This is a genomic window from Neobittarella massiliensis (ex Bilen et al. 2018) (genome assembly GCF_014269355.1).
Classification (GTDB): domain Bacteria; phylum Bacillota; class Clostridia; order Oscillospirales; family Ruminococcaceae; genus Neobittarella; species Neobittarella massiliensis.
Window position 1 is genome coordinate 589500 of the sequence record NZ_JACOGI010000001.1, and the last position, 17727, is coordinate 607226.

12 protein-coding genes are annotated in these 17727 nt (G+C 63.8%); all 12 read left to right on the forward strand.

Annotation, left to right across the window (positions count from 1 at the left end; genetic code table 11):
• The first annotated feature begins 126 nt into the window (after window positions 1-126).
• The 12 genes from H8K20_RS02750 to trmFO all read left to right on the forward strand — a co-directional run bounded on the left by H8K20_RS02750 (window position 127) and on the right by trmFO (window position 17673).
• Window positions 127-1056: a carbohydrate kinase family protein gene (locus H8K20_RS02750; protein ID WP_105205858.1), complete on the forward strand. Its 930-nt coding sequence runs from the start codon at window positions 127-129 to the stop codon at window positions 1054-1056.
• A 218-nt stretch (window positions 1057-1274) separates the two neighbouring features.
• Entirely contained in the window at window positions 1275-1436 is a 162-nt protein-coding gene (locus tag H8K20_RS13765; protein WP_341480803.1) for a cupin domain-containing protein, read from the forward strand.
• A gap of 480 nt (window positions 1437-1916) precedes the next feature.
• Window positions 1917-5225 (forward strand): PD-(D/E)XK nuclease family protein, encoded by a 3309-nt coding sequence (locus tag H8K20_RS02760; RefSeq protein ID WP_186487412.1) that lies wholly within the window; start codon window positions 1917-1919, stop codon window positions 5223-5225.
• On the forward strand, window positions 5215-8808 hold the full coding sequence (locus tag H8K20_RS02765; RefSeq protein WP_186487413.1) for a UvrD-helicase domain-containing protein: 3594 nt from the start codon (window positions 5215-5217) through the stop codon (window positions 8806-8808). The genes H8K20_RS02760 and H8K20_RS02765 overlap by 11 nt, the downstream gene beginning before the upstream one ends.
• 34 nt (window positions 8809-8842) lie before the next feature.
• Entirely contained in the window at window positions 8843-9685 is an 843-nt protein-coding gene (locus H8K20_RS02770) for a putative RNA methyltransferase (RefSeq protein ID WP_186487414.1), read from the forward strand.
• 308 nt (window positions 9686-9993) lie between these two features.
• Window positions 9994-10518 carry a translation initiation factor IF-3 gene (infC, locus tag H8K20_RS02775; RefSeq protein ID WP_154865770.1) on the forward strand — a complete coding sequence of 175 codons (525 nt, stop codon included), beginning with the start codon at window positions 9994-9996 and terminating at the stop codon, window positions 10516-10518.
• A 20-nt stretch (window positions 10519-10538) separates the two neighbouring features.
• Complete coding sequence (gene rpmI, locus H8K20_RS02780; RefSeq protein ID WP_105205852.1) at window positions 10539-10736, forward strand: 50S ribosomal protein L35; 198 nt, start codon at window positions 10539-10541, stop codon at window positions 10734-10736.
• Between the two features lie 117 nt (window positions 10737-10853).
• Entirely contained in the window at window positions 10854-11207 is a 354-nt protein-coding gene (gene rplT / locus H8K20_RS02785; RefSeq protein ID WP_105205851.1) for a 50S ribosomal protein L20, read from the forward strand.
• A 1060-nt stretch (window positions 11208-12267) separates the two neighbouring features.
• Window positions 12268-13065 (forward strand): TrmH family RNA methyltransferase, encoded by a 798-nt coding sequence (locus tag H8K20_RS02790; RefSeq protein WP_186487415.1) that lies wholly within the window; start codon window positions 12268-12270, stop codon window positions 13063-13065.
• Window positions 13062-14120: a DNA-processing protein DprA gene (locus tag H8K20_RS02795; protein ID WP_186487416.1), complete on the forward strand. Its 1059-nt coding sequence runs from the start codon at window positions 13062-13064 to the stop codon at window positions 14118-14120. The genes H8K20_RS02790 and H8K20_RS02795 overlap by 4 nt, the downstream gene beginning before the upstream one ends.
• Window positions 14121-14212: 92 nt before the next feature.
• Window positions 14213-16288, forward strand: coding sequence for a type I DNA topoisomerase (gene topA / locus H8K20_RS02800; RefSeq protein ID WP_105205848.1), 2076 nt, complete (start codon window positions 14213-14215; stop codon window positions 16286-16288).
• A gap of 65 nt (window positions 16289-16353) precedes the next feature.
• Window positions 16354-17673, forward strand: coding sequence for a methylenetetrahydrofolate--tRNA-(uracil(54)-C(5))-methyltransferase (FADH(2)-oxidizing) TrmFO (gene trmFO / locus H8K20_RS02805; RefSeq protein ID WP_105205847.1), 1320 nt, complete (start codon window positions 16354-16356; stop codon window positions 17671-17673).
• Window positions 17674-17727 lie beyond the last annotated feature (54 nt).

A 17727-nucleotide genomic window follows, 5' to 3' on the forward strand; every position in this document is an offset into this window, starting at 1 on the left:
TATACTGCTTTTGGGTCAAAATCACAAATCTGTAAAAATCGCAGTGGGGATGATTGACAAAAACTGTATGCGTGTTATGCTGAAACTGTTCAGTTTGTATGACTTTTTGTGAGGAGGATACTGGGGATGGAGCGGCAGAAATATGTGTTCGCCATGGGCGGCACCACCATCGACAATTACTATATGGTAGATAACTGGATCCAGCTGGGGGACAAGATCAGCTGCCAGTTCGTAGAGCGCATTTTGGGCGGGCCACAGCTCAATATGTCCTCGGTGCTGGCGGGGTACGGCGATAAGGTATACTTTATGGACGCTATCCCCCGCAATGCCGACGGCGAATTCGTGATGCAGTCGCTGGCCGAGCGCGGGGTGGATACCAGCTGTGTGGTGCGGCAGGAGAACTGCAAAAACAGCGAGGGGATCCTGTTCGTCTCGAAGAGGGAGGGAGACCGGGCCATCTTTTTGGAGCAGAGCTACTGCGACCCTATCGAGCCGTCGGGCCAGATGCTGGAGCGCATCGAAAACGCCACCTATTTTTACACCATGAACCGCTATATCGGCGACGTGCTGCGCTCTACCGACTGCATCAAAAGAGCCCGCGCCGCCGGCTGCAAGCTGGTCATCGACGGCGAGGGCCACTACGAGGACCAGAGCAACCTGGAGCTCTTGCATATGGCCGATATCGTGCTCATCAACGACACCTCTTACGGGCGGTTAAAGGCCTGCATCGGCGCCGATCCGGCCGCCTCGCTGCTGGCCGACGCCGCCCAGGTGGTGGTGATGACCAAGGGCCCCGACGGCTGCGAGGTGTTTACCCGCGAGGAGCACTTTGCGGCCCCGGGCATCCCGGTCAAGGCCATCGACACCACCGGCGCCGGCGACACCTTTGCCGCCTCGTTTTTGCACTGCCTGCTGCAGGGCAAAGACCTGCGCTATGCGGCCACCTTCGCCAACGGCGCCGCCGCCCGTCTGTGCACCATCCTGGGCGGTGGCGGCGGTATCGCCCCCGAAGAAGAGGTGCTCGCCTTTATCCGCGACCACGGGGTGGCGCTGTAGAGGAGCCGGCCTGGTAGCCGGTAAAAGATCGCGAGATGGGAGGCGCGGCATTTGCGCATCGATTTTAACGGGATAGAGGCGCGTAGGATACCCGCCATGAACGGCGGTACGGGGGAGATGACAGCCAAGCTCTTTGCGGATGAGCGCGGCAAGATTACCCCTGTAAGATCCATGTGGGCGGGTCGATAGGCCCGCACCGGCACGATACGAGCGACGATGTGAGCTATGTTCTTTCGGGCACGGGCAAAGCGGTGTGCGACGGGCGGGAGGAGCTGCTGGCAGCGGGCGTGTGCCACATATGCCCAAAAGGTTCTGTGCACAGTATCGCCAACACCGGTGACAGCGATCTGGTACTGCTGACGGTGGTGGTGGAGCGCTGATTATCGGTCCATCCGGTGTGCCGGCCCTCTGTCTGCTGGGCTGCACCCAGCTGGGTGCAGCCGGCGCTGCTGCCCGGCAGTCGGAGGCGTTTGGCCGGCATCCAATGTCTGGCATGCGATATTCGATACCCGGCGCGTTTGCTGCCGGTCTTTTGCGGCCGGCGGCTTCTCCTGACCGTGCGTGATCGCCGACCGGCATCAGTATGTATTCGGCAGGTATAATGAAAAGAGAGACAGGGGCCCACGCCGGGTCGCTGTCTCTCTTTGTATTTTAGGGCCCTGCCGGTGCCTTTGACTGCCGCGATCTTTAAGCGCTGGGGCCATAGCTGCCGGTTGCGCAGACAGCGGCGCTCGTGGTATGCTACTGTAGATAGATCACCGGCTCTGCCGCCGGCGCGACACGGGTGCGCCGACTGGCCGCAGAGCCGCATTGCCGCTGCCGCCGGGCGGCGGCACAGGACGAAAAGGGGAGGGATGACCGTGCTGAAACTGCTGCTGGGCCGGGCCAGATCGGGCAAGAGCGCCGAGCTGTTAGCGCGGGTAAAACAGCAGGTAGCCGCCGGGCGCCAGGTGATCTATCTGGTGCCGGAGCAGGCCTCGTACCAGACCGAGAGCGCACTGTTTTCCTCTCTCACCCGCGCCGAGTTTTCGCGGGTATCGGTCTGTTCATTCACCCGCCTGTGCGCCCAGATCTTTGCCAAAAACGGCGGTTTGGCCCTGCCGGACCTGACCGATGTGGGCGGTGCGGCGCTGATGAGCGTGAGTTTTGACGAGGTAAAAGACCAGCTGCACTACTACGACAGCCAGTCGATGGGGGAGGGGTTCCTCTCGGCGCTGCTCTCCGCCCGGCAGGAGCTCTATAATCTGGGCCTCACCCCCAAGCTGATGGAGGAAACCGCTCAGCTGGTGTCCGCCCCGGCCCTGCAGCAAAAGCTCGGCGATCTGGCGGCGGTATACACTGCTTTCGACAGCCTTATCGACAGCGCCTACGCCGACGAGACCGAAAAGCTGTATCGCGCCGTCGAGCGCCGCGGCGACTTCTTTGCCGGCAAAGCGGTGTTTGTGGAGGAGTTTACCGGTTTTACCAAGCCCCAGACCGATCTGCTCACCGCAATTTTGCGCGATTGCGACAGCCTGACGGTAGCCCTTACCTGCGATGAGCTGTACCCCCGCCGCGCCGCCGGCAAAGACGCCTTGTCCCCCTTTTGGCCGGCGGTGCAGACCGGGCGGCGGCTGCTGGCTGTGGCCAGAAAGTGGGGCGTGCCGGCCGAAAAGCCCAAGGTGATGCGCGCCGACGGCTTTGTCGGCGACGGCCCGCGGCAGATGGAGCGGGCGCTGGCCGGCCACCGCCCGGCGGCGGTGCGCGACGGCACGCTCACGGTGATGTCTGCCGCCACCGTGTTTGAGGAGTGCGAGGCGGTGGCCGCCAAGATCGCCCAGCTGGTGCGCCAGGGCTACCGCTACCGCGACATCGCGGTGATGGCCCGCAGTGCGCAGGACTATGCCGTCCCCATCCGCCAGACCTTCGCCGCCCGCGAAATCCCCTACTTTTTAGATGAGAACCAGCAGGTGTATGCCAAGCCCACGGTCACGCTGTGCCTGCATCTGCTCAGCTGTGCGGTGCGCGGACTCACGCCCGAGGACATCTGTGCGATCGCCCGCGAAGGGGTGCTGGGCGCCACCGAGGAGACGATCTGCGACTTCGAGGATTACCTCTACACCTGGGACCTGCGCGGCAGCGCCCTCAAAGAGCCCTTTACCCGCAGCCCCGGCGGCTTTGGCGGGCAGATGACCGCGGCCGAAAAGCAGCAGCTGGCCCGCATCGAGGCGCTGCGGGCACAGGTGGTGGGGGCGGTGCAGACCTTTGCCGGCGCCTGCCGCCGGGCCACCGGCGGCGACATCGTCAAGGCGCTGTTTGCCGCCTTTGGGGCGCTGGGCACCGGCGAGCTGGGCCAGCAGAAGATCGAGCAGCTCGAGGAGCTGGGCGAAACCCAGCTGGCCGACGACTTTGTGGCCCAGTGGGATGCGGTGATGGGGGTGCTCGACGAGCTGTACCTCACGCTGCGCCGCACCCCCATGAGCGTCGAGCGCTTTTTAGAGGTGCTGCGGCTGTCGCTGCAAAAATGTGATTTTGGCACGCTGCCCCGCAGCCTGGACGAGGTGTTGGTGGGCAGCGCCGACAAGACCCGTCCGGCCGGCATCAGGGTGTGTTTTGTGGTGGGGGCGGTGTTCGGCTCTTTTCCGCTGCAGGAAAAAGATACCGGCCTGCTCAGCCAAAAAGAGAAAAACGCGCTGGTGGCCGCCGGGGTCGATTTTCTGCCCGATACCGAGCAGGATATCAGCATCGAGCTGGGCCACTGCTACAGTGCGGCCACCGCCCCTGCAGAGGTGCTGTACATCAGCTATTACACCGGCAGCCTAGCCGGGGAGGAGAGCCGCCCCAGCGAACTCGTCGAGACTGCCCGGCGCATCCCCGGCGCCGGTGCCGCCACCGCCCGCCAGGTGCTGCAGGAGGCCCCCCACAGCCCCCATACCGCCTTTATGGCCCTGTGCCAGAGCGCGGACCAGCCGGCGGTGCAGGCGGCGCTGCAGCAGGCGTTGGGGCCCGGCTATACCGGCCGCATCGACCGGGTGCTGGGCGCGCCGCAGCAGTTCTCGTTTCACCTGGACCCCGCCGAGAGCCGGTTGCTGTTCGGCAGCCGGCTGGGCCTGTCGCCCACCGGGCTGGAGCAGTTTGAAAACTGCCGCTTTTCCTTTTTTTTGCGGCGGGGCCTGCACATTGCCCCCCCGCCCAAAGGGGAGATCTCGCCGCTGGAGACCGGCAGCTTTATCCACTACCTGCTCGAGCAGGTGCTCTCTCGCTTTGGCCGCGGCTTCCCCGCCGCCGGCACCGACGAGATCGCCGCCTGCGCGCGGCAGGTGGCCGACGAGTACGTGGCCCAGAGCCTGGGGCGCGAAAACCTGACGGCCCGGCAGCAGTATCTGCTGCAGAAGATACAAAAGAACACGCTGCTGCTGTTGGGGCACCTGCAAAAAGAGCTGGCCCAGTCGCTGTTTTTTCCCCAGGGGTTCGAGGTGCCCATCGGCGCCGGCAGCGACATACCGCCGCTGCGGGTGAGTGCCGGTGACGGCACCGTGGTGGAGGTGTCGGGCACCGTGGACCGGGTCGACAGCTGCCAGCTGGACGACCGGGAGTACCTGCGGGTCATCGACTACAAGTCCGGCGGCAAAGCCTTTGCGCTGGAGGATGTGTACAGCGGTCTCAACATGCAGATGCTCATCTACCTGTTCGCCCTGTGCGAGCACAGTGGGCAGCAGCCGGCCGGTGTGCTGTACATGCCCGCCTCGGTCGACTACACCAGCCTGGAGCGCGAGCCGTCGCCAAAAGACGACCAGCTCTTTGGGAGCACGCTGCAGCAAAAAGGGCTGGTGCTCTCTGACCCGGCGGTCATCACCGCTATGGAGCGGGAGGTGGCCGGCCGCTATATCCCGGTCACCGCCAAAAAAGACGGCAGCTTCAGCCAGTACTCCCGCACCGCCAGCGCCGAGGAGTTCTCGCTCATCCGCGGCCATATCGAGCACACACTGCGCCAGCTGGCCGACACGCTGCACCGGGGCGATATCGCCGCGCTGCCGCTGCGCCACGGCCAGTTTTTGCTCTGCGACTACTGCGACTACCGCCGCGTGTGCATGCGCGAGGATGACGACCCGGCGCGCAGCTGCCCCAAAATAAAGACCGATAAACTGTTTTTCGAGCGCCTGCGAGAGGAGGAGACCGATGGCCGCTAAGCGCAGATTTACCCCCGCCCAGCAGGCGGCTGTAGACGACCGGGGCGGCACGCTGCTCATCTCGGCGGCCGCCGGCTCGGGCAAGACCTCGGTGCTCACCGCGCGGGTGGTGGCGCTGCTCTGCGACGAGCAGTGCCCCCGCGACCCGCAGAGCATGCTCATCGTCACCTTTACCCACGCCGCCGCCGCCGAGATGAAACAGCGCATCTATCAGGGCCTGGCCGACAAGATCGCCAAAGACCCGCAAAACGCCTTTTTGCGGCGGCAGCAGGCGCTGGTGGGGCGGGCGGATATCTGCACCATCCACGCCTTTTGCCTGCGGCTCATCCGCGAGCAGTTTTCTTCTCTGGGCCTGCGGCGCGATTTTTCCCTCTGCGACGACGCCCAGGCCAGATTGCTCAAAAAAGAGACGGTGGCCCGGCTGCTCGACGAGAAGTACGAGCGCGCCGAACCCGGCTTTTTGGCGCTGAGCGAGCAGATCGACGCCCAGCGCAGCGACCACAAGCTGGGCGAGGTGGTGCTCGGCCTGCACGACTTTTTCGTCTCCCACCCCTACCCCGAACACTGGTGCCGCCAGATGCTCGCCGCCTTTGCCGCCAGCGGGGAGGACTTCTCTGCCAGCCCCTGGGGCATACAGCTTTGCCAGAGTGCGGCGGCGCTGTGCGAGGACCTCTTGCAGACCGTCGACCGCATGCGCCGGCAGAGCGCCGAGGACGGGGTGCTCTACGCCGCGCTCGACGACCTGTTTTCGCAGGATGCCGCCCAGGTGCGCACCGTGTGGCAGGCGGCCCGCTCCGGCGACGTAGAGGCGCTGCGGCAGAGCCTGCTGCAGCTGGGTTTTGCCCGCTTTACCGCCCCCAAGGGCTACGCCGACGACCCGCTCAAAAAACAGCTGCAGCAAGACCGGGACAAGCTCAAAAAGGCGCTCAAAGACTTTTTGCAAAAGCGGCTGCCCCGCTCGCTTGAGCAGCACGCCCAGGATGTAGAGGCCCAGCTGCCGGTGCTGCGCCAGATGTACGATCTGGTGCTGGAGTTCGACGCCCAGCTCACCGCTGAAAAGCGCGCCCAGAACCTGCTGGAATTTTCTGACCTGGAGCAGATGGCCCTGCGGCTGTGCACGGTGCGCGACGGCGACACCATCCGCCAGAGCGACTGGGGAGAAAAGCTGGCCGCCGACATCGACTTCATCATGGTCGACGAGTACCAGGATACCAACGACGCCCAGGACGCGCTGTTTTTGGCCCTCTCAAAAAACGGCGGCAACCTGTTTATGGTGGGGGATGTAAAGCAGTCGATCTACCGCTTTCGCCAGGCCCGACCCGAGATCTTCATGCAGAAAAAACGGGCCTTCTCGCCCTACGACGGCGTCCACTACCCGGCGCTCATCAATCTCGACCGCAACTTTCGCAGCAGCCGCGACGTGACCGAGACGGTCAACTTCTTTTTCTCGCGCCTGATGAGCCTTCAGGTGGGCGAGGTGGACTACCGCGACGGCGAGGCACTGGTGTGTGCCGGCGGCTACGACAAATTCGACCTGGATACCGCCACCGAGGTGGCGCTGATCGACTGCTCCGACCCCGCCGCCCCAAAACCGGTGGCCGGCCAGGCCCAGCAGTCGCTGTTCGGTGCGCCCCCAAAAGAGGACCCGCCCCCCTGCGAGGAGACCCGCACCCCCGATGAGCAGGAGGCCGACTGGGTGGCCGCCAGGATCGCCCAGATGGTACAGGACGGCTTTTTGGTGCGCGACGGCGACGAGGTGCGCCCGGCCCGCTACGGCGACTTTGCGGTGCTGCTGCGCTCGGTCAAGGGCAAGGCGGGCACCTATATCCGCCGCATGAAGCTGGCCGGAGTGCCGGCGGCGGGGGAGGGATCACAGGGGTTTTTGACTCAAAAAGAGGTGGTGATGGTCAAAAACCTGCTGGGGGTGCTCAAAAACCCCAAAAACGATCTGGCTCTCACCGGCTGTATGCTCAGCCCCATTTTCGGTTTTACCCCCGGCGAGCTGGCGGCTATCCGCGCCGGTGCGCCCCCGGCGCCTGAGGGCGCCCGCCAGAGCTTTTACAGCATGGTGCTTTGCTGCCGGGGCCAAAAAAAGGTGGATGATTTTCTCTCGCTCACCGAGCATTTCCGCCGCCTGAGCGATCTGCTCTCGGCCCGCGAGCTCATCGAGCGCATCTACGACGCCACCGACCTGCCGGCCATCGTGGGGCAGCTGTCCCAGGGCCGGGTGCGGCAGGAGAACTTAAAGCTGCTGCTCACCTACGCCCAGCAGTTTGGCCAGTCGGGCTCGGCGCGCGATTTTCTCGCCTATCTCGAGCGTATCGAGGAGCAAAAAGGCGACCTCAAAGGCGCACAGGGCCCCGGCGGGGAAGACGCGGTGTCGGTGCTGAGCATCCACCGCTCCAAAGGGCTGGAGTTCCCGGTGTGCTTCGTCTGTGACCTGGGGCACCTCTACAATTTGAGCGATATCCAGGGGCGGTGGCTGCTGTCGCCGGCGCTGGGCTTTTCGCTGTACCGTCGGCGCGAGCACTTTTTACAGCACAGCACTCTGTGCCACGAGGCGGCCCGCCTGCAGCAAAAGGCATCCACCATCAGCGAGGAGATGCGCATTTTATACGTGGCCATGACCAGGGCCAAGCAAAAGCTCATCCTCACCATGCACAGCACCGACCCCCAAAACTGGCTGCTGCGGCGCCACCGGGCCGGCACCTCGCCCTACGCGGTGTCCGAGAGCCGCTGCTTTGGCGACTGCGTGCTCTCGGCGCTGGCCGACTGCAGCGGTGCCGACAGCCTGTTTGCCGGGCTGGGGGTGGTGTCCCAGTGGCAAAAGCGGTGCGGTTTTGGGCTGGTGGCAAACAGCTGCCGCGCCCCCCAGCCGCTGCAGCCGGCATCGGCGCCGCATCAGGCACAGCCGGCCGCGCCCGATGCGGCGCTGGTCGCGCAGCTCAAACAGCAGCTGGCCTACCGCTACCCGCTGGCGGCGCTGGGGCAGGTGCCGGCCAAGGTGTCGGTATCGCAGCTGGCCAAGGGGCGCAGCACCCGCCTCAACACCCGTCCGGTATTTACCTATCAGGGCGGGCTCACGCCGGTGCAGCGGGGTAACGCGCTGCACAAGTTCATGCAGTACTGCTGCTACCACCGCGCCGCCGCCGACCCCGCCGCCGAGATCGCCAGGCTCAGGGCCGAGGCCTACCTGCACCCGCAGGAGGCCGACAGCATAGAGCCCGCCAGTGTGGCCGCCTTTTTTGCCAGCGACATCGGCGCCGAGATACTGGCCTGCCAAACGCTGTACCGCGAGCTCGACTTTTTCACCGCCGTAGACAGCGGCGAGATCGACCCGGCCAGCGCCGGACTGGGGGCGCAGGTGCTCATTCAGGGCGTGGCCGACTGTGTGCTCGACCGCGGCGACGGGCTGTGGATCATCGACTATAAGACCGACCGGGTAAAGGCCGCCGACCAGCTGGCCGAGCGCTACCGCACCCAGCTGGAGGTGTACACCCGCGGCATCGGCGAGCTGCTGGGCAAGCCGGTCACGCGGCGGGTGCTCTACTCTTTTTACCTGGGGCAGAGCGTCGACGTGTGAGGCGTTGCCGGCTGTGTTTTGAAAGGACTGTATCATGACTGTATTTTGCTGCCCCCACTGTGGCGGGGCGCTCACCACTGCCGGCGGCAGCGCCCGCTGTGCGGCCGGCCACAGCTTCGACTTTGCCGGCAGCGGCTACTTAAACCTGCTGCCGCCCACCCGCCGCCACTCCAAAGACCCCGGCGACAACCGGCAGATGGTGGCGGCGCGGGCCCGTTTTTTGGCCGGCGGCAGCTACGATGTACTGGCTGATGCGGTGGTAAAACAGCTGGCCGACCTGGTGCCCGCCGGCGGTGCAGTGCTCGACGCCGGCTGCGGCGAGGGCTACTTTACCGCCGCCGTGCGCGCCGGGCTGCCGGGTGCCGGCTGGGTGGGGGGCGTCGATATCTCCAAAAGCGCGGTGGACCGCGCCGCCCGCCGCCACAAGGGCTGCCGCTTCGCGGTGGCGGGGGTGCACGCGCTGCCGGTGGCAGATGGGAGCCTGGCGGCGGTGACCAACCTGTTTGCCCCCCACGACGAGCGCGAGTTCTGGCGGGTGCTGCAGCCGGGGGGCCATCTGCTGGTGGCCGCCCCCGGCCCCCGGCACCTGTGGGGCCTCAAACAGACCCTCTACGAAACCCCTTACCAAAACCCGCCTTTTGCCTACCGGCCCGCCGGCTTTTCGCTGTGCCGGCAGACGGCGGTGACCGCGCAGCTGCAGCTTTCTGCCCCCCAGCAGATCGCCGACCTGTTCGCCATGACCCCGTATTGCTACCGCACGCCGCCCCAAAAGGCAGAGGAGCTGCTGGGGCGGCAGCAGCTGGATACCCCCATCGAGTTCGTGCTGGCGCTGTACCAAAAGCTGCCGCCCGAGGCGGAAAACGGCGGCTGTCTTTAAATACAGGGATTGACATTTTTCGCCCGGTGCGGTATCCTCGACCGGTACCCGCTTTTTTGAGCCGCCCATCCGGCGGTGCCCGGCGGGGGCCCGCCCGCGCGTCCAAAGCGAAAAAAGCACTTGACAGGCCGCTGATAGTCTGTTACACTAGTTTGGAAAACAAAGTAGAACAACATCTGCCGTTCTCACCCATGGCTAACGGGTCATGTGGTCAATAGTCGAGAAAGCCCCACAGCGGGTGTATCTTTGCGATTTGGCGCGGCAACACGGTGTTGTCGCGCTTTTGTAATTTTGTGCTTTGGAGGTGTATGAGCATAGCTAAAAAAGAACTGCTCATCAACGGGAGTATTCGTGAAAAAGAAGTCAGGACCATCGATTCCGACGGCAGCCAGTTGGGCGTTTTGCCCACCAGGCAGGCGCTGTCCATGGCCTACGACAAGGACATGGACCTGGTGATGATCTCGCCGGGCGCCCAGCCCCCGGTCTGCAAGATCATGGACTACGGCAAGTATCGCTTCGAGCAGTCCAAGCGGGACAAAGAGGCCAAGAAAAAGCAGAAAGTCATCGAGAACAAAGAAGTCCGCATGGGCCTGAATATCGACACCCACGATCTCGAGACCAAAGTCGGCCAGGCGACCAAGTTTTTGTCGGCGGGCAATAAAGTCAAGGTATCCATCCGCTTTCGCGGCCGCGAGCTGGCCCACAAAAACCTGGGTTTCGAGCTGATGGAGCGCTTCACCGCCCTGTGTGAAGAGGTGGGCACCATCGACAAACCGCCCAAAATGGAAGGCCGCAGTCTGGTGGCATTCTTTTCCGCCAAAGCAGCAAAGTAAAATTTTTAGGAGGACGTATCATGCCTAAGTTAAAAACTCATACCGGTGCCAAAAAGCGCTTTAAACTCACCAAAAACGGTAAGGTGAAACGCGGTCACGCTTTCAGATCCCACATCCTCACCAAAAAAGATACCAAGAGAAAACGCGGTCTGCGCAAAGCGGCCTACGCCGACGAGACCAACGCCAAGATCATCAAAAAGTTACTGCCCTACAGCTAAGCGCCGGCGCTTAGAAAAAGGGATCGCCACGGCTACGGGCACGGTGCTGCCTGGGCTGGGGTTTTTGCGCGTCGGCACTGCCGGCCATCTACAGACATAACGCAGGAGGTTTTCAATATGGCTCGTATCAAGAGAGCGACGATGACACATAAAAGACGCAAAAAGGTGCTGAAACTGGCCAAGGGTTACTTTGGCGGCAAGAGCAAGCTGTTTAAAACTGCCAAGCAGGCAGTCATGAAGTCCGGCCAGTACGCCTACATCGGCCGCAAGCAGAAAAAGCGCGACTTCAGAAGACTGTGGATCACCCGCATCTCGGCCGGCTGCAAGGCAAACGGCATGAACTACTCCACCTTCGTAAATGGTCTCAAAAAGGCCGGTATCTCCCTCAACCGCAAAATGCTGTCGGAGCTGGCCATCCACGACCCCGCCGCTTTCACCTCGCTGTGCGAGAAGGCCAAGGCCGCTATCTAAAAAAGCTACTTTTACGCCCGGTCTTTGGACTGGGCGTTTAGCTTATCGCGCAGTAACCCACTGCTTTCAAGATAAATGGGTGGGTATGGGCGCCTGAGGAAGTGGCGCGATAAGCGATGAAAGAATCTCTGTTCGGGCCGCCGGCCCTCCTATCGCCCCTAAGGGCGATAACGCGATTCTTTCTGCTGGGTATCATCTGATGGCCTAGCGGTGACCCGCTGATCTCTGATAAATGAACGAGTGCCGGCACCTGGGGAAGTGGCACGATAAGCGATGAAAGAATCTCTGTTCGGGCCACCGGCCCTCCTATCGCCCTAGGGGCGATAACGCGATTCTTTCTGCTGGGTATCTGATCGCCTGACGGTGACTCGCTGATCTCCTATAAATGGACGGGTGCCGGCACCTGGGGAAGTGGCACGATAAGCGATGAAAGAACCTCTGTTCGGGGCGCCGGCCCTCCCGCCGATCTTATCGCACCGTTACCCATTTATATGGTACCAAGCCGGAGGGTATCAGCACCTGGGGCAGCAGTGCGATAAGCGATGAAAGAATACCTCTCGGGCCACCGGCCCTCCCGCCGAGCTTATCGCACCGTTACCCATTTATATGATATCAAGCCGGGGGTATCAGCACCTAGGGCAGCAGTGCGATAAGCGATGAAAGAATACCTCTCGGGCCACCGGCTCTCCCGCCGAGCTTATCGCACCGTTACCCATTTATATGGTATCAAGCCGGGGGGTATCAGCACCTAGGGCAGCAGTGTGATAGGCGATGAAAGAATACCTCTCGGGCCACCGGCCCTTCCGCCGCGGAGCGGCAACGGCATTCTTTCCGTCCTCGGTGTGTTGAGGCGTCCGCAGGGCTCGCTGATAGTCCGGGGAGAGCTTTGGCGCGAACTGTTACGGCGAGAGCGGCAGCGAGGTTCATTCCAGCCAAAACCGGCCCACGCGTCTTTATGTAAACGGCCGCCCCGCTCCCGGCGCTTCATTTTGACTGTTCTTTATGTATTGTGTATACGGTGCTGCCTCTGGCGGCCACACTCTGTTAGGAGGCGTCACCTTTGCCCGAGATTGTCCACATTACCAGCCGCCAAAACCCTCTGGTCAAAGAGGTGCAGAAACTCCGCGCCAAGCCGGCTTACCGGCGGCAGCAGGGGGTGTTTTTGGCCGAGGGCCACAAGCTCTGCGCCGACGCGGCCGATGCCGGGGCCCAGATCCTCTGGGCGGTGTGCTCGGATCAGGCACAGCAGCGCTACCCCGAGGCCTGCCGGCTGGTGCTGTCGGCGGCGGCGCGCAGCTACACCGCCACCGACGAGGTGTTTTTAAAACTCAGCGGTCAAAAGGCGCCCCAGGGGGTGCTGTGCGGCGTAGCCGAGCAGAGCGTGCTCGCCCCGCTCGACCAGCTCGATGTAAACAGGAGCTATCTGCTGCTGGAGCAGGTGTCCGACCCGGGCAACGTGGGCACCATCCTGCGCACGGCGGCGGCGCTGGGGCTGGGGGGCATTTTGCTCGACAGCGGCTGTGCCGACTGCCTGGGAGATAAGGCGGTGCGCGCCAGCATGGGCAGCATTTTTAAGCTGCCGGTCTACCGGGTAGACAGCGCACCCGACACCGTCGCCTGGCTCAAGCGGCAGGGCCTGCCGGTATACGGTTCTACTCTTTCCTGCCGCAGCGTAGATATCGGCCAGGTAGACCTGCGCGCCCCCTGCGCCGTGGTCATCGGCAACGAGGGCCGCGGCATCACCGAGCCGACCGCTGCCGCCTGTGACCAGCTGGTGCACATCCCCATCACCCCGGCGGCCGAGTCGCTCAACGCGGCGGCGGCGGCAGCCATCTTCAGCTGGGAGATGATGCGGTGAACAGCGCCGATATGGCCGCTTGGCAGCAGCTGCAGGCGCTGCTGGGGCCGGGCAGCCACCGGCTGCGGCCGGTACTGCGCCACTTTGGCAGCCCACAGAATGTGTGGCGGCAGGGGGCAGACAGCGACTTTTTGACCGGTGAGGAGCGCCGCCGACTGGCAAACCTGCGGCAAAATTTTGTCCCGTTCACAGATTTGCCAAAAAACTGTGGTATGGTAGCATTCGGCACGCCCGGTTACCCCGCGGCGCTGGATGATCTGGCAAACCCACCAGCCCTGCTCTATTTCCAGGGCGATCTGTCGCTGCTGCAGCGCCCGGTCACCGCGGTGGTGGGCAGCCGCCGCATCGACGGCTACGGTCGGCAGGTGTGCGGCCATTATGCGGCAGCTCTGGCCCAGGCGGGCCGGGTCGTGCTCAGCGGCACCGCCCTGGGCGCCGACAGCTGTGCCCACCGGGCCGCGCTGGCGGCGGGCGGCAAAACAGTGGCGGTGCTGCCGGGCGGCTTTTTTCACCCGGCGCCGGTACGATCGGCGGCCCTGTTGCGGGATATCGCTGCTGCTGGCGGCCTTATTTTGTCTGAGTACCGGCCCGACTGCCCGGTGCAAAAAGCCGGTTACTACCAGCGCAACCGGCTGCTGGCCGCTCTCGGCCGGCAGCTGTTTATCCCCCAGTGCGGTGCAGCCGGTGGCGCCCAGATGACCGCCGACTACGCGCTAAAGCTGGGCCGGCCGGTATATGCCGCCGCCGGCGACATCTTTTCCGAGCACGCCCAGGGCCTTACCGCACTGCTGCAAAAAGGCGCTAGAGCCACCGCCAGTCCGGCGGATATGGGCCTGGCGCCGGCCGTGCCATCCGCGGCGCCGCCACCGCCCGGATCAGAGCCCGACTCGCCGCTGTGGCCGCTGTTTGCCGGCGGTCGGGCGCTGCTGCTCGAAGAGGTGCTGGCCGCCGGCGGTATGTCCCCCGGCGCGGCCATGCAGGCGCTCTCGCGGTTAGAGCTCGAGGGCCTGCTTTTGCGCCGCAGCGACGGGCGCTACGCCAAAACGAAAAAATAAGGGGCTCGGCCCCTTTTATCCATACGCGGCAGGTCTGCCCTGCCAGCATCTTGCGCCCCGGTGGGCGCAGATAGAAAGGCGCGATCATACCTATGTCAAAACTGGTGATAGTGGAGTCCCCCGCCAAGGCCAAGACCATCAAAAAATACCTGGGCCGCGGCTACGAGGTGATCGCCTCCATGGGCCACGTGCGGGACCTGCCGAAAACCAAGATGGGGGTGGATATCGAGCACGATTTCGAGCCCCAGTACATCAACATCAAGGGCAAAGGCGGGCTCATCAAAGAGCTCAAGGCCGCCGCCAAAAAGTGCGATACCGTCTACCTGGCCGCCGACCCGGACAGAGAGGGGGAGGCCATCTCCTGGCATCTGGCCCACATTTTGGGGCTGGACGTGTCGGCGCCCAACCGGGTCTCTTTCAACGAGATCACCAAATCCGGCATCCAAAACGGCATGAAACACCCCCGCACCATCGATATCGACCTCTTTAACGCCCAGCAGACCCGCCGCATCCTCGACCGTATCGTCGGCTACAAGCTCAGCCCGTTTTTGTGGCGCAAGGTGCGCAAAGGGCTGTCGGCCGGGCGCGTGCAGTCGGTGGCGGTGCGGCTCATCGTCGACCGCGAGCTGGAGATACGCGCCTTTGTCCCCAAGGAGTACTGGAGCATCGAGGCCCACCACCGCATCCAGGGCAGTCAGGGCAGGTTCGTCTCCAAACTGGTGGGCAAAGACGGCAAAAAACTCGAGATCACCGACAAGCAGCAGGCCGACGCGGTGCTGGCCGATCTCAAGGGCCAGCAGTTTCTCATCGACTCCATCAAGCGCGGCAGCCGCAAGCGCAACCCGGCGCCGCCCTTTACCACCTCCACCCTCCAGCAGGAGGCCTCGCGCAAGCTGGGCTTCCAGTCGCGGCGCACCATGCAGGCCGCCCAGCAGCTGTACGAAGGTGTGGATGTAGAAGATCTGGGCGCTGTGGGCCTTATCACCTACATGCGTACCGACTCGCTGCGCATCTCGCAGGACGCGCAGGACGAGGCCACCGCCTACATCAAAGACCACTACGGCGACAGCTACCTGCCCGAAAAGCCCCGCCACTACGCCCAGAAAAAGAGCGCCAACACCCAGGACGCCCACGAGGCCATCCGCCCCACCATGCCGTCGCTTACCCCCATGCAGATCAAAGACTCGCTGACGGCCGACCAGTTTAAGCTCTATAACCTCATCTGGAAGCGCTTTATCGCCAGCCAGATGGCCTCCTCGCTGCTGGATACCGTAACCGTCAACCTAAAGGCCGCCGGCTACGACTTCAGGGCCACCGGCTTTACCGTCAAGTTCGACGGCTTTACCAAGGTGTATATCGAGGGCAAAGACACCCAGGAGGAGGACGAGAAGTCGCTGCCGCCCATCAAGGAGGACTCGGCGATCCTCACCGACAAGGTGCAGGGTGCCCAGCACTTTACCGAGCCGCCGCCGCGCTACACCGAGGCCACCCTCATCAAGGCCATGGAGGAAAACGGCATCGGCCGCCCCAGCACCTACGCCCCCACCATCACCACGATCTTGAGCCGCGGCTACGTGGAGCGCCAGGCCAAGGCGCTGGCCCCCACCCAGCTGGGCGAGATCACCACCGAGCTGCTCAAAGAGCACTTCGACAGCATCGTGGATGTGGGCTTTACCGCCGGGCTGGAGGATGACCTGGACAAGATCGAGGAGGGAAAAGCCGATTGGGTGGCCACCCTGCACCACTTCTACGACCAGTTTGACCGCACGCTGCAAAACGCCGAAAAGGCGATGGAGGGCACCCGGATCAAGATCCCCGACGAGGAGACCGACATCGTCTGCGAGCTGTGCGGCCGCAAGATGGTCATCAAGACCGGCCGCTACGGCAAATTCTTGGCCTGCCCGGGCTTTCCCGAGTGCAAAAACACCAAGGCCATCACCGTCGAGACCCCCGGCAAGTGCCCGGTCTGCGGCGGCAAGATGCTCGAGAAAAAGTCAAAACGGGGCCGCAAATTTTTCGGCTGTGAAAAAAACCCCACCTGCTCGTTCATGACCTGGGACGAGCCGCTGGCCGAGATCTGCCCCCAGTGCGGCAGCACGTTGTTTAAAAAGACCGGCAAAGACGCCATGATCCACTGCCTCAAAGAGGGCTGTGGCTACGTAAAATAGACAGGGGCGCGCACTGCCGCGCACCCGATCTCCACTGAAGCGACCCGAGTATCGGCAGGAGGACCATGTCACCAAAATCTACTGTAAAAGTGATCGGCGCCGGGCTGGCCGGGTGCGAGGCGGCGCTGCAGATCGCCGGCCGCGGCATCCCCGTCGCGCTGTACGAGCAAAAACCGGCCCAGTATAGCCCCGCCCACCACTACCCCGGCTTTGCCGAGCTGGTCTGCTCCAACTCGCTCAAGGCCGACCGGCTGGAGAGCGCCGCCGGCCTGCTCAAAGAGGAGATGCGCCAGTTCGGCTCGGTGGTCTGTCAGGCCGCCCGGGCCACCCAGGTGCCCGCCGGCGGCGCGCTGGCGGTGGACAGAGAACAGTTTTCCGACTACATCACCCGCCGGGTGCGCGCGCACCCATACATCACCGTGCGGGAAGAGGAGGTCACCTCCATCGACCCCGACGAGATCACGGTGGTGGCCACCGGCCCGCTGACCAGCGACCGGCTGTCGGCGGCTATCGGGGCGCTGCTGGGGGAGGAGTACCTCAGCTTTTTCGACGCCGCGGCCCCCATCGTGGCCGCCGACAGCTTAGACTACAGCCGGGTGTTTGCCGCCGCCCGCTACGGCCGGGGCGACGCCGACTACCTGAACTGCCCCATGAATAAGCCCGAGTACGAGGCCTTTGTGCAGGCGCTGCTCACCGCCGAGCGCGCCCCCCAGCACGACTTTGACGGCCGCCAGGTATACGAGGGCTGTATGCCGGTAGAGGTGATGGCTGCCCGCGGCCCCGACACGCTGCGCTTTGGCCCCCTAAAACCGGTGGGCCTGCGCGACCCGGCCACCGGCCACCGCCCCTGGGCGGTGGTGCAGCTGCGCAAAGAAAACCGCGCCGGCACCCTCTACAACCTGGTGGGCTTTCAGACCAACTTAAAGTTCGGCGAGCAAAAGCGGGTGTTCTCGCTGATCCCCGGCCTGCAGAGCGCCCGCTTTATGCGCTATGGGGTCATGCACCGCAACACCTTTTTAAACGCCCCCAAGCTGCTCGGGCCCACCCTAAACCTGCGCGCGTATCCCAAGGTGTTTTTTGCCGGGCAGATCACCGGCACCGAGGGCTATATCGAGAGCGCTGCCGGCGGCATTTTGGCCGGGCAAAACGCCGCCCGGCTGGCCGCCGGGCAGCCGCTCCTCACTCTGCCCCGCGACACCATGCTGGGGGCGCTGGTGGGCTATATCAGCGACCCCTACACCAGCGACTTTCAGCCCATGGGCAGCAATATGGGCGTGCTGCCGCCGCTGGCAGAGCGCATAAAGGGCAAAAAGGAGCGCTACCTGGCGCTGGCCCAAAAGGCGCTTGACAGCCTGCACCGCTATCTGTACCAAAATGGGTGGTGAGCCCGGGCCTACCGGCCGGCCACTGCTTTTCGTTTAGAAAGAGAGGGTTTTGAC

Bases quoted from the DNA above. Each gene is read 5' to 3' on its own strand.
- H8K20_RS02750 (WP_105205858.1), top strand. From the start codon at position 127: ATGGAGCGGCAGAAATATGTGTTCGCCATGGGCGGCACCACCATCGAC.
- H8K20_RS02765 (WP_186487413.1), top strand. From the start codon at position 5,215: ATGGCCGCTAAGCGCAGATTTACCCCCGCCCAGCAGGCGGCTGTAGAC.
- H8K20_RS02770 (WP_186487414.1), top strand. From the start codon at position 8,843: ATGACTGTATTTTGCTGCCCCCACTGTGGCGGGGCGCTCACCACTGCC.
- infC (WP_154865770.1), top strand. From the start codon at position 9,994: ATGAGCATAGCTAAAAAAGAACTGCTCATCAACGGGAGTATTCGTGAA.
- rpmI (WP_105205852.1), top strand. From the start codon at position 10,539: ATGCCTAAGTTAAAAACTCATACCGGTGCCAAAAAGCGCTTTAAACTC.
- rplT (WP_105205851.1), top strand. From the start codon at position 10,854: ATGGCTCGTATCAAGAGAGCGACGATGACACATAAAAGACGCAAAAAG.
- topA (WP_105205848.1), top strand. From the start codon at position 14,213: ATGTCAAAACTGGTGATAGTGGAGTCCCCCGCCAAGGCCAAGACCATC.
- trmFO (WP_105205847.1), top strand. From the start codon at position 16,354: ATGTCACCAAAATCTACTGTAAAAGTGATCGGCGCCGGGCTGGCCGGG.